Annotated in this window: 10 protein-coding genes; 8 read left to right on the forward strand and 2 right to left on the reverse strand. The window is 72.5% G+C overall.

Annotated features, from left to right (window positions below; genetic code table 11):
- Positions 1–186: 186 nt before the first annotated feature.
- From EV382_RS00985 to EV382_RS01015, 8 genes are all read left to right on the forward strand, one after another.
- Positions 187–831, forward strand: coding sequence for a YdeI/OmpD-associated family protein (locus EV382_RS00985; RefSeq protein ID WP_130399785.1), 645 nt, complete (start codon positions 187–189; stop codon positions 829–831).
- Positions 832–907: 76 nt separating this feature from the next.
- Positions 908–1,342 carry a DUF2975 domain-containing protein gene (locus tag EV382_RS00990; RefSeq protein ID WP_244236490.1) on the forward strand — a complete coding sequence of 145 codons (435 nt, stop codon included), beginning with the start codon at positions 908–910 and terminating at the stop codon, positions 1,340–1,342.
- Positions 1,342–1,557, forward strand: coding sequence for a helix-turn-helix domain-containing protein (locus EV382_RS00995; protein WP_030336216.1), 216 nt, complete (start codon positions 1,342–1,344; stop codon positions 1,555–1,557). Before EV382_RS00990 ends, EV382_RS00995 begins: the two co-directional genes overlap by 1 nt.
- Entirely contained in the window at positions 1,554–1,718 is a 165-nt protein-coding gene (locus EV382_RS32525; RefSeq protein WP_165435691.1) for a hypothetical protein, read from the forward strand. Before EV382_RS00995 ends, EV382_RS32525 begins: the two co-directional genes overlap by 4 nt.
- A 117-nt stretch (positions 1,719–1,835) precedes the next feature.
- Positions 1,836–5,021, forward strand: coding sequence for an ABC transporter permease (locus EV382_RS01000; protein ID WP_130399787.1), 3,186 nt, complete (start codon positions 1,836–1,838; stop codon positions 5,019–5,021).
- Positions 5,018–7,726: an FtsX-like permease family protein gene (locus EV382_RS01005; RefSeq protein WP_130399788.1), complete on the forward strand. Its 2,709-nt coding sequence runs from the start codon at positions 5,018–5,020 to the stop codon at positions 7,724–7,726. Before EV382_RS01000 ends, EV382_RS01005 begins: the two co-directional genes overlap by 4 nt.
- A gap of 1 nt (position 7,727) precedes the next feature.
- Complete coding sequence (locus EV382_RS01010; protein ID WP_130399789.1) at positions 7,728–8,723, forward strand: ABC transporter ATP-binding protein; 996 nt, start codon at positions 7,728–7,730, stop codon at positions 8,721–8,723.
- Complete coding sequence (locus EV382_RS01015; protein WP_244236491.1) at positions 8,720–9,451, forward strand: ABC transporter ATP-binding protein; 732 nt, start codon at positions 8,720–8,722, stop codon at positions 9,449–9,451. Before EV382_RS01010 ends, EV382_RS01015 begins: the two co-directional genes overlap by 4 nt.
- A 121-nt stretch (positions 9,452–9,572) precedes the next feature.
- On the opposite strand, the gene EV382_RS01020 is transcribed toward EV382_RS01015, so the two are convergent.
- Positions 9,573–10,025, reverse strand: a complete 453-nt coding sequence (locus tag EV382_RS01020) for a GNAT family N-acetyltransferase (RefSeq protein WP_130399790.1) — start codon at positions 10,023–10,025, stop codon at positions 9,573–9,575.
- A 21-nt stretch (positions 10,026–10,046) separates the two neighbouring features.
- On the reverse strand, positions 10,047–11,618 hold the full coding sequence (locus EV382_RS01025) for an alpha/beta hydrolase (RefSeq protein ID WP_130408305.1): 1,572 nt from the start codon (positions 11,616–11,618) through the stop codon (positions 10,047–10,049).
- Positions 11,619–11,636 lie beyond the last annotated feature (18 nt).

Genomic DNA, 11,636 nt, shown 5'->3' on the forward strand with positions numbered 1-11,636 from the left:
GTGTCGAAGAACGCCGCGCTCATACACCGTTGAACTTTGTGACGGCGACCTGCGCCGCTGCTGCGTCGGGCCGCCGTGCCGGTGATCTTATGGCTGGGCGGGTGTCCATGGTGGCCCGCCGAACGGCCGGCTGGGCCAGACGGTCGGCCGGCACCGGCTGTCAGACCCGGGGGATAGCTTGCCGGCATGACGAGCCCCGAGCTGGATGAGTTGATCGTCGCGGACGCCGACGCCCTGCGCGTGTGGCTGTCGGCCCATCACGCTTCGTCACCCGGTGTCTGGCTCGCCCTGACCAAGAAGGGCGGCACGGTCACGACCCTGACCTGGCAGCAGGCGGTCGACGAGGCCCTGTGCTTCGGCTGGATCGACGGGCAGGCCCGCAAACGGGACGAGGAGTCGTCCTGGATCCGGTTCACCCCGCGCCGGTCCCGTAGTGCGTGGTCGCAGCGCAACGTGGCGAACGTGGCCCGGCTGGAGGAGCAGGGGCGGATGCTGCCACCGGGTCGGGCCGCGGTGGAGGCGGCGAAGGCGGACGGGCGGTGGGCGGCGGCCTACGCCCCACCGTCGGAGGCCGAGGTGCCGGCCGACCTCCTCGCCGCCATCGCCGCCGAACCCGCCGCGCAGGCCATGTTCGACGTGCTCACCAAGAGCAACCGGTTCTCCCTCATCCACCGCCTCAACGCGGTCAAGCGGGCGGAGACCCGGCAGCGCAAGATCGTCGAATTCGTCGCCATGCTGGCCCGGCACGAGACGATCCATCCGCAGAAGGCCAGGCCGGCGTCCGGGCCGACGCTGTCGTCACCGGAAGCCGGCTCACCGGCAACCGATTGACTTTCGATAGGTAACGAGCGAAACTCGATGCATGGTGACAGAGCATCGAGCGGTTGCCGCTCTCAGAGTCTTTCTCGTGGTGCTGTTCGGGGTGCTGGTCGTGTTCCAGACCCTCTCGCTGCCCGGCCAATTCGCGTACATGGCCCAGCAATCGCCGGAGGACGCCCACCTGCGCTGGCCGGCGACCATCGTGACGGTGTTCTGGGTGCTCTGCGTCCAGGTGGTCATCGTCGCGACGTGGCAGTTGCTCAGCCTGGTCAAGAGCGACCGCATCTTCACCGAGGCGTCCCTCAAGTGGGTGGACGCCATCGTCTGGGCCATCGCCGCCGCGTGGGTGGTGCTGGTGGGCGTCTTCCTCTGGGTCGGCTTCAACGCGGACGACCCGGGAGCGCCCCTCCTGCTGTTCCTCCTGACGGTGGGCGTCACGGTGCTGGGGCTCCTCATGGTGGTGATGCGGGCGCTGCTGCGGCAGGCGACCGCGCTTCGGACCGACATGGAAGCGGTGATCTGATGCCCATCGTCGTCCGGATCGACGTCGAGTTGGCCAAGCGCAAGATGAGCGTTGGTGAGTTCGCCGAGCGCGTCGGGCTCACGCCCGCCAACGTGGCGGTGCTGAAGAACGGTCGGGCCAAGGCCGTCCGTTTCAGCACCCTGGAGGCGATGTGCCGGGTGCTCGACTGTCAGCCCGGAGACCTGCTGGAGTGGGTCGAGGAGGAAACCCCATGAGGTACGTCCTGACCGTCGTCGCCGTCCTCGGGGTTGCGCTCGGCGTCGCCGCCGTCGTGCTCGGGGAGGCCGATGACTCCCCGGGCTTGCAGCTCATCGGCGTCCTGATCGCGCTCGGCGCGGTGGTGTTCGGCATTCGCAACCTTCGAGGTGGCAACTAGCCACCCGGCCTCGGCCGACGATTCTCGTAATAACGATCATGTAACGGGCGCGAACCTTTCCCGGTAGGTGGCCTGTCTTGATGGTCGTCGGCCCGCCAGGGCCAGGGGAGGCGTCGGATGAAGCTGGTGTGGAGACGGGCCCGCGAGGCGCGCGGGTTGCTGGTCGCGGCGGTGATCGCCGCCCTTGTCGCCGTCGCGTTGGTCACTGGGTTGTCCGACTACAACCGTCGGGCGGTGGACGCCGGGCAGCGGGCTCTCGTCGCCGCCTCGCCCGCCGAGGAGCGCGGCCTTCTGGTCAGCGGCTCGGGAGGACGGGACGCGGCCGAGTTCGCCACCCGGGACAAGGCGGTCCGAGCCGAGCTGGCCAGCGGGCTCGGCGGCGTGCCGGTCGGTGTCACCGCCGCCCGGTACGGCACCGGCCGGGAACTCACCGGCGACCTCGGGCAGATCCCGCGTACGGCCGACGAACCGGTCTTCGCGAACCTCGCCACGTTCGACGACCTCGCCAGCCACGCGGAGCTGACCAGCGGAGCCTGGCCCCGCCCCGGGGCGAACCCGGTCCAGGTGAGCCTGCCCGAGCGGGTCGCCGGCGCCCTGGGCCTGACCGTCGGCGAACGCGTCCCGGTGCGCGACCGGGCCACCGAACGACGCGGCGAGTTGGTGCTCGCCGGCACCTGGCGGCCCCGCGACCCGACGGACGCGTACTGGCTGCTGGCCCCCGGCGTGGGCGCTGGCACCGCCGGCTCCGGCACCTCGTACGGGCCGTTCACGCTCGACCCCGCCGACTTCGTGGCCACCTTCCCGGGCTCGGTGTCGGCGTCCTGGCTGGCCCAACCGGACCTCGCCAGCGTCGACACCGCCGACCTGCCCGCCATTCGCAAGGCCCTCACCGAAGCGACCTCGGCCGTACCCGAGGCCGCCCAACTGGGCAGCTCCGGGCAGGCCGTGACGAAGATGCCGCAGCTGCTGGACCGGATCGCCCGCGCCGACCTGGTGGGTCGCTCGTCGCTGGCCACCCCGCTGCTGCTCATCCTGGTGCTCGGCGGGTACGCGCTGGTGCTGGTCTCCGCGCTGCTGCACGAGGACCGCCGCCAACAGACCGCGCTCCTGCGCGCCCGCGGCGCCGCCCGCGGACAGTTGGCCGGCCTGGCCGCCCGTGAGGCGACCCTGGTGGTCGCCCCGGCCGCCGTGCTCGGCCCGCTGATCGCCAGCGAGGTTCTGCGGTTCGTCCGACCCGGCGGGTCGAGTGACCTCTCCACCGCCGGCGGCAACACCACACTGATCTGGGCGGCGGCAGCGGCCACCGCGGCCGGCTGCCTCGTCGCCATGGTCCTGCCGACGCTGCGCGGCGCCGGCACGTACGTCGCCGACATGGCGGCCCGGTCCCGACCGAACCGGTCGGCGAGCGTCCAACGCGCCAGCGTCGACCTGGTGCTCGTGGCGCTCGCCGTGATCGCCTGGGTGCAGCTCCGCCGGTACGCCTCCCCGCTGGCCGGGTCGGGCGGTCGGCTCGGGCTCGACCCGCTGCTGATCGCCGCCCCCACGCTCGGCGTGCTGGCCGGTGCCGTGCTGGCGCTGCGGGTGCTCCCGCCGCTCACCCGGTTCGCGGAGCGGTTCGTCGACAGGCGTCCCTGGACCGCCACCATGTTCGGCATGTGGCAGGCCGGTCGGCGTCCGCACGCCGGCCCGGTCCTGCTGCTCGCCCTCGCCGTCGGCGGCAGCACCCTGGCCTGGTCGCTGATCAGCACCGGCGAGCGGTCCCAGGTCGAGCAGGCCGGACACACGGTCGGCGCTGACGTGCGGGTGACCGAACGGACCGGGAGCGCACCAGTGACCCGGGCCGGTGAACTCACCGCGCTGCCGACCGTGAACCGGGTGCTGCCGGCGTGGCGGGACGAGATCCGGGTCGGGCGGGAGAACCTGTCGGCGACCGTGATCGGTGTCGACCCGGCCAGCGCCCCGGGTGTCGTCCGGCTCGCCGACCGCCTCAGCGACGGATCAGCGTCGGCGCAGTACCAGCGGATGGTCGACGCGGGCGGGGATCCCGCGGGCGTCGAACTGCCCGCGGGGACGCGCGCGATCACCGGCACCGTCCGTACGCCGGTGATCGGGAGCGTCGCGTCGTCCCGGGTCGCGGTGACCCTGCTGGTTACCAGGTCCGACGGGCTCGCCCTGCGGCTGCCGGCGGCGGAGGCCGACAGCGACGGCCGGGCCAGCCGGTTCACCGTGCAGTTGCCCGACGAAGGTGGGGCGCGACTGCGGCTGGCGGGATTCGAAGCCGACGGTGGGCCGGGCACCGGCAACCTGTACCGGCTCCAGATGCAGGGGCTGACGGCGGTCGGCACCGACGGCACGACCCGACCTGTCGAGCTGAGCGGCGACTGGATCATGACCACCCGCGGCGAGAAGCCCAGCCGGGTGCAGCCCAGCGGCAACGGGTTCACCACGTCCCACGCGGTGGAGATGATTCCCGACGCACGGTCCTCCGAACAGCCGTCCAGCCGGTTCGCCATCGTGCCGGTGGGAGTGAACAAGCCCGTACCGGTGCTGATGACCCCCGGAGTGAGCGCCGCACTCAGCCTCAACGTCGGCGACACCGCCGACCTGACGCTCTCCGGCGCGACGCTGCCGGTGCACCTGGTCGGTGAGCTGACCGCCGTACCGACCACCACCGGGGAGGGCGTGCTGCTGGACCTGCCCACCGCGGTCGACACGCTGATCCGCGACAGCGGCTCCGTCCGACCCGTACCGGAGTGGTGGATCGGCGCCAGCGACGCGACGGCCGCCGCCCGAGCGGCCGCTGAGCTCCCGGGCGTCACCGTGCTCAATCGGCAGGCGGTGATCGAGGCGGCCGCCGACGACCCGTACTGGCGCGGTTCCCGAACCGGGATGCTCGCCGCCGCGCTCGGCGCGGTGCTGCTCGCCATCGTCGGCCTGATGGTGGACGTGTGGGCCACCGCCCGGCGTCGGCTCGGCGAGTTCGCGGTCCTGCACACCCTCGGTGCCACGCCCCGCCTGATGGCTCGGGCGTTGCTGGCCGAACAGACGTTCCTCGCCGGCATCGGTGTGGGCGTCGGGTTGTTACTCGGCACCGCGGTCGGCGCGACGATGGCCCCACTGGTCATCCTCACCCCGGCCGCCGGCCGGCCGATACCCCCGCCGGCGTACGTGCTGCCGTGGGTGCCGATCGGTCTGACCGCGGTCGGTCTGTTGCTGGCGGCGCTCGCCTTCAGCGCGTTCATCGCCACCGGCATCCGTCAGCGGGTGGCGGCGGTGCAGCTGCGAATCGGGGGAGAACGATGAGCGTCGGGGCGGCCGTCCGGCGGGTCCGGGCGTACGGGGGGCAGTTCCTGCTCCTGGCGGTGCTGACCCTGGTGGTCACGCTGCTGATCAGTGGCGTGCCGAGGTTGGTCAACCGGCTTGCCGAACAAGGGCTGCGGGCGCAGCTCAACAGCGAGCCGGCCGCGCGCCGGGACCTCTCGTACACCACCAGACTGGAGCCGGCGACGTCGCAGCGGACGGCGATGGGCAACGCCGTCGAGCGGTTCGAGGCCCTGGCCGCGGACATGCCGCCGCAGGTGCGCTCGGCGGTGACCGAGAAGTGGTACACGGTCGAGACCGCGGGGGCCCGCGTGGTCGGGCCGGACCTGGCGGCCCGCAAGCTGCTGGTTGACCTTGGCCTACGGGCCATGCCCGACATCCAGAGCGCGAGCACCCTCGTCGAGGGGGCGTGGCCGAGCGAGACGTACGTTCCCGACCGGCCGATCGAGGTGGCGCTCGACGTCGACGTGGCCCGCAAGCTCAACCTGCGCACCGGTAGTCAACTGCGCATCGGTAGGACCGATAAGGACGGCAACTTTCTCGGCGGTGCCCCGCTGGTGGTTTCCGGGCTGTTCCGTCCCGTCGACCGTGCGAATGGCATCTGGGACGGGCTACCGCAGCTGCTGCAGATCATCGAACCGACCGGCGATGGCCAGCCGCTCGTCGGTGTCGGCGTCGTGGCGCAGTCGGTCCTCAACAAGCGGGCCGCGGAGGGGTGGCCGGTCCAGACCAACTGGCGGTACCGCCTGGGCGTCGACCGGGTCAACGCACGCGAGCTGGACCAGTTGATCGACGGTTTGCAGGTGATGCAGCGCACCCATCCGCCGGATCTCACGTTGACCCAGGGCGCTGACGTTCCGTTGCGCGCGTTCGCCGCCCAGATCGATGCCGTCCGGACGCTGCTCGCGGTGATCGCGGCCGGTGTCCTGGCCACCCTGGCGGGGCTCATCGTGCTCGCGGTCGGTCTCGCCACCCGACGGCGTCGCGCGGAGTTCGTGCTGCTGCGCGCCCGTGGGGGCGGGGCCACCGCCGGCGCTCGGCGCAGTTTCGTCGAGTCGGTGCTGGTGGTGCCGGTCGCCGCCGCGCTGGGCTGGTGGCTGGGCACCCTGGTCCCGGGTGCCCCGGACCCGACCACGCCGTACCTCATCGCGGTGACCGTGCTGGTCACCCTGGCGCTGCCGGTGGCGACGCTGGCCGTACCGGCCGGCGGAGCGGTCCGCCGGGACCTGATCCGGATGCGCCCGTCGGCCCGTCGGCTCACCGGCGAGATCTCCCTGCTGCTGCTGGCCGGGCTCGCCGCGGTGCTGCTGCGCCGACGTGGTCTGACCCTGGGCGAGGTGGACCCACTGCTCGTGTCGGTGCCGGTGCTGCTGGCGATCGCGGCGGCGGTGCTGGCGTTGCGGGCGTACCCCTGGCCGTTGTTGCTGGTCAGTCGGCTGGCCGCGCGGACCCGGGGCAGCGTGGCCTTCCTCGGCACGGCCCGCGCCAGCCGCGCCGCGATCGCCGCACCGCTGGTCGTGGTGGTGCTGGCGATCGGCACCGCGGCGTTCTGCGCCGTCGTGGCCGCTGGCGTCGACGCGAGCCGGGAACGGGCCGCCGCGCAGATCGTGCCCGCCGACGCGGTGATCCGCGGGGAGCGCTTCGCACCCGACACCGTCGACGAGCTGGGCCGGCTGCCGGGGGTCCGGGCCGTCACCCGGGTGCTGTTCGAGGACGATGAGCGGCTGGCGTCCGACGAGATCGGCACCGACGCCGCCATCGGGCAGACGGACGTGCTGCTGATCGACGGCTCGGGGTGGGACACGGTGGCCCGTGAAGCCCAGACGGGCCTGTCGGTTCCGGAGGCGCTGCGCACCGCCCAGCCTGGTCCGGGTCCGCTGCCGGCGATCGTCTCACCGGCGATCGCCGCGGATCTGGCGAAGGTGGGGCTGGCCGATTCCGCCTTCATCTTGGTGCAGGGCGAGCGGTACCAGTTCCGGGTGGCCGGCACCGAGGACGCCTTCCCGCTGCTGGCGGCGAACAACAACCGGTTCGTGATCCTGCCCTGGCAGGCACTGCCGAAGCGCATCACCACACCCGCGCCGACCAGCCTGCTGATCGCAGGGGATCCGCTGGACGCGGAGGCGCTCCGGGTCGCCGGCGACCAGGGGCAGGAGCGCTACCAGCGGGGCGGCGCGGTCGCCGGCCGGGAACGCCTCCTCGGGGTCACCGTCGACACCCGGGCGGATGTCCGCCGAGGGCTTGGCAACGGTGGGGCGAACGGGATCCTGGCCTTCGGGTTCACGGCCGGGGCCGTCGGCGGCACCGTGCTCGGGCTGCTGGCCATCGCGTTCACCGTGCTGGCCGGCGCGCGGTCCCGGGGCCAGGTGCTGTCCCGGCTGCGCACCCTCGGCCTGTCCCGCCGGCAGTGGCGAGGGCTGCTGCTGGTCGAGTTGACCCCGCTGGTCGCGGTGTCGGTGCTGACCGGCGCGCTCGTCGGCGCGGTCCTGCCCCTGCTGCTCAACCCGGTGCTCGGCCTGTCCGCGTTCACCAGTGGTGTGCCGGTCCGGGTGGCTTTCGAGCCCAGCCTGGTCGCCGCGGTGCTCGCGCTCGGGGCGGTCGCCCTCGGCTTCGCGGTTGCCGTCGAGGCTTTGAACAACCGCCGGTTGCGCCTCGGAGAGGTGCTTCGGCTCGGAGAGGAGAGCTGAGATGACCGCTACCGCCCAGACTCCACTGGTGCCTGACCTGGCCGCCCTGCAACAGCGGGCAGCGCAACGCGCCGCCGAGCGGGCCGGCGGGCAGGACCGCCTACGCGGACACATCGTCTGCGACGGCCTGGTGCGTATCTTCAAGACCGAGGGGGTGGAAGTGGTCGCCCTGCAGGGGCTCGACCTGGTCATCGACCGGGGTGAGCTGGTGGCGATCGTCGGTGCCTCCGGTTCGGGCAAGTCGACCCTGCTCAACATCCTCTCCGGCCTGGACACGCCGACGGCCGGTATCGCCCGGGTGGCCGACTACGACCTGCTCTCCCTGTCCGCCAAGCGGCGGCTGAGCTACCGGCGGCAGCTGGTCGGGTTCGTCTGGCAGCAGACCGGCCGCAACCTGTTGCCGTACCTCAACGCGCTGGAGAACGTCGAACTGCCGATGCAGTTGGCCGGCAAGCGCAGCCGCAAGGCCCGCCGGGAGCGGGCCCGGGAACTGCTCGACCTGGTCGGTGTGGGCTACTGCGCCGAACGCCGGCCGGGGCAGCTCAGCGGCGGCGAGCAGCAGCGGGTCGCGGTGGCGGTGGCGGTGGCCAACGACCCGGAGGTGCTCTTCGCCGACGAGCCGACCGGTGAGCTGGACGAGGCGACCGGCGCCGAGGTGTTCGGGGCGCTGCGCACCATCAACGCGGAGCTGGGTGTCACCATCGTGGTCGTCACCCACGACCACGCCGTGGCCACGCAGGTCCGCCGGACCGTCGCGATCCGCGATGGCCGGACTGCCTCCGAGGTACGCCGGACCGCCCGCATCGGCGCGGACGGCAACACCGAACTGGTCAGCGAGGAGTACGCGGTGCTGGACCGCAACGGTCGGATGCAGCTGCCGGCCGCGTTCGTCGACGCGCTCTCGCTGAAGGAGCGGGTCCGGCTCGACCTGGAGCCGGACCATGTGCAGGTACGGCCCGGCGACCGGGCCTCGGAGGAGCGGGGGGCGCGGGCATGAGCGGGCAGAACATGGTGGTGACCGGCGCGGCCGGGTTCAACGGCGCGCGCCCCGACGAGGTGGTCCGGGTCAGTGCGATCAGCCGGACCTTCGGCCGGGGTGAGCGCGCCGTCCACGCGGTGCGGGACGTGTCGTTCACGGCCAACCGGGGCGAGTTGGTCGCCGTCCGAGGTCGGTCCGGGGCCGGCAAGACCACCCTGCTGAACATGATCGGCGGCCTGGACCGGCCGGACAGCGGTCAGGTGGTGGTGGCCGGTCACGAGGTGACCTCCGCCGGGGAGGCGGAACTGCTGCGGCTGCGCCGGGGCACTGTCGGGTTCGTGTTCCAGACCTTCGGGCTGGTGCCGATCCTCTCCGCCGCCGAGAACGTGGGCGTGCCGTTGCGGCTGGCGCAGGTGCCGGCCGCGGAGCGGGAAGAGCGCGTCGCGGTGCTGCTGGAGCTGGTCGGCCTGGGCGGGCACGCCGCGCAGCGGCCGTACGAACTCTCCGGCGGCCAGCAGCAGCGGGTCGCGGTGGCCCGTGCGTTGGCCAACGAGCCGGACCTGCTCATCGCCGACGAGCCCACCGGTCAGCTCGACTCGGAGACCGGACGCTCCATCATGGACCTGCTGCGCGCGGTGGTGCACGCCCGCGGCATGACGGCGCTGGTGGCGACGCACGACCCGGCCCTGATCGACCTCGCCGACCGGGTGCTGACCCTGCGCGACGGCCGCCTGGTCGACGGCTGACCACTGCCGGTCAGGCGTCCGCGCGCTCGCTGTGGAGCTGATGTCGTCAACGAATCGCCAGGGGTGACTCGTCTGCGACATCAGCTCCACGCCGTCGGTACGGACGAGGCGCGACGCCGGGTCAGAGCGCGAGCTTCATGCCCTCGTGGCTGGCCACGAAGCCGAGGCCCAGGTAGAAGCGGTGCGCGTCCTCGCGGGTCTTGTCGGTGGTGAGCTGCACCAGCGCGCAGCCGCGCTCCCGGGCCTGGTCGATCGCCCAGGTCATCAGGTCCCGGCCCAGCCCCTGGCCACGCCGGTCGGAGCGGATCCGGACCGACTCGATCAGGGACCGCTCGGCGCCGTGCCGGCCGAGGCCAGGGATGTAGGTGATCTGCAGGCAGCCGACCAGGTCGCCGTCCTGTTCGGCGACGATCAGCTGGTTGCGCGGGTCCGCGTCGATCGCCGCGAACGCCCTCTCGTACGCGTCGTCGACCTCGGTGAAGTCACGGGCCTTGCCCAGGACATCATCGGCGAGCAGGGCGAGGACGGCAGGCAGGTCAGCCCGGACCGCCTCCCGGTAGATCATGTCACTCATGCCGGTGAGCCTGACACACGGTCAGCGGGGCGGGCAGCGCAGGCCCTCTCGGGGGACCGTGAGGTTGATCAGGTAGGCGTCGACCGCGTTGGTGATGCAGGAGGTCTGCGGGTACGCCGTGTGCCCCTCGCCCTCCCAGGTGAGCACCCGACCGACACCCAGCATCGACGCGAGCCGGGGAGTCTGCTCGTACGGTGTCGCCGGGTCGCCGGTGGTGCCGACCACCACGATCGGCGGTGCGCCGTGCGCCTTGCCGGTCGGGTACGGGTCACGCCCGCCCGGCCATTCGACGCAGCTCAGCATGCCGACCGCCAACGCCGGCCCGAACAGTGGGTACTTCGTGCGCCACTCGGACTGCAACTGCCGGATCTGCTGCCGGCTCGGCTTCTCCGTCTCGTCGGCGCAGTTGATGGCCAGGTTGGCGTCGAACAGGTTCGAGTAGTGCCCGTTGTCCTCCCGGCCGGCGTACGCGTCGGCGAGCCGGAACACGTCCTTCGGGTCGCCCTCGGCCAGCTTGTCGATCGCCTGGGCCAGCTCCTGCCAGCCGGATTCGGTGTAGAGCGAGGAGATGACGGCGTAGAACACCCAGCCGGCGGTGGCCTCCCGCCCGTCGTCGCCGCGTACCGGGGAGACCTTGGCCTTGTCGATGGCCGAGGTGACCGCGGCGCGGGCGTCCGGGGCGATCGGACAGCGGCCGGCGTTCGCCGCGCACCAGTTGGTGAAGTTGGTGAAGGCCCGTTCGAAGCCTCGGGCCTGGCTCTCCGATCCCTCGATCAGCCGCTGCTGCGGGTCGACCGCGCCGTCGAGCACCAGCGCCCGTACCCGCTGGGGGTAGAGCTGGGCGTACGTGGCGCCGAGCAGGGTGCCGTACGAGTAGCCCAGGTAGGTGAGCTTGTCGTCGCCCACGGCGGCGCGGACCGCGTCCATGTCACGGGCGGCCTGCTCGGTGCCGTACAGCGGCAGCTGGTCGCCGTAGCGGTCACCGCAGCCGCGCCCGATCCGCTGGCTCAGGCCGACGAAGCCGTCGAACGCCGACTGGCTCGCCGGGTCCGGGTCGTAACCGAAGCTGGCGTCCAGGTCGGCGTCGGAGATGCACTTCACCGGGCTGGACCGGGAAACCCCGCGCGGGTCGAAGCCGACGATGTCGAAGCGCTCGGTGATCGACGCGGGCAGCCCGCCGAACTGGGAGCCGAAGGAGAGGTAGACGGCGGTGTCGACGCCGGAACCGCCTGGACCGCCCGGGTTGATCACCAAGGAGCCGATCCGGTCGCGCTGCTTGGTGGACCGGGCCCTCAGCAGGGCGATCTCGAAGGTCTGACCGGCACCCGGCCCGGCGGTCGCTCCGGTGCCGTTGCCCCAGTCCCGGGGCACCGCGATCCGAGTGCACTCGTAGCGCATGTTCGGTGCGCCACGCCCGACCAGCTCGTCGGGCACCTCCGGGCAGGGCCGCCAGGTCGGCGTGCTCCCGGTCGGCGCGGCGACACCCTCGGCCTCCGTGCGCGGCGCGAACGCCGGCAGCGTGCAACCGGCGGTGAGTAGCGCGGCCACGACGAAGCCGGCGAGAGTGCGACGGGCCCGGCGGCTGCTCGCCATCCGAGGCTGGTCGGCGGT

This window comes from Micromonospora violae, from assembly GCF_004217135.1.
Taxonomy (GTDB): Bacteria; Actinomycetota; Actinomycetes; order Mycobacteriales; family Micromonosporaceae; genus Micromonospora; species Micromonospora violae.

Bases quoted from the DNA above. Each gene is read 5' to 3' on its own strand.
- EV382_RS01015 (WP_244236491.1), top strand. From the start codon at position 8,720: ATGAGCGGGCAGAACATGGTGGTGACCGGCGCGGCCGGGTTCAACGGC.
- EV382_RS01000 (WP_130399787.1), top strand. From the start codon at position 1,836: ATGAAGCTGGTGTGGAGACGGGCCCGCGAGGCGCGCGGGTTGCTGGTC.
- EV382_RS01010 (WP_130399789.1), top strand. From the start codon at position 7,728: ATGACCGCTACCGCCCAGACTCCACTGGTGCCTGACCTGGCCGCCCTG.
- EV382_RS01025 (WP_130408305.1), bottom strand. From the start codon at position 11,618: ATGGCGAGCAGCCGCCGGGCCCGTCGCACTCTCGCCGGCTTCGTCGTG.
- EV382_RS01005 (WP_130399788.1), top strand. From the start codon at position 5,018: ATGAGCGTCGGGGCGGCCGTCCGGCGGGTCCGGGCGTACGGGGGGCAG.
- EV382_RS01020 (WP_130399790.1), bottom strand. From the start codon at position 10,025: ATGAGTGACATGATCTACCGGGAGGCGGTCCGGGCTGACCTGCCTGCC.
- EV382_RS32525 (WP_165435691.1), top strand. From the start codon at position 1,554: ATGAGGTACGTCCTGACCGTCGTCGCCGTCCTCGGGGTTGCGCTCGGC.
- EV382_RS00995 (WP_030336216.1), top strand. From the start codon at position 1,342: ATGCCCATCGTCGTCCGGATCGACGTCGAGTTGGCCAAGCGCAAGATG.
- EV382_RS00985 (WP_130399785.1), top strand. From the start codon at position 187: ATGACGAGCCCCGAGCTGGATGAGTTGATCGTCGCGGACGCCGACGCC.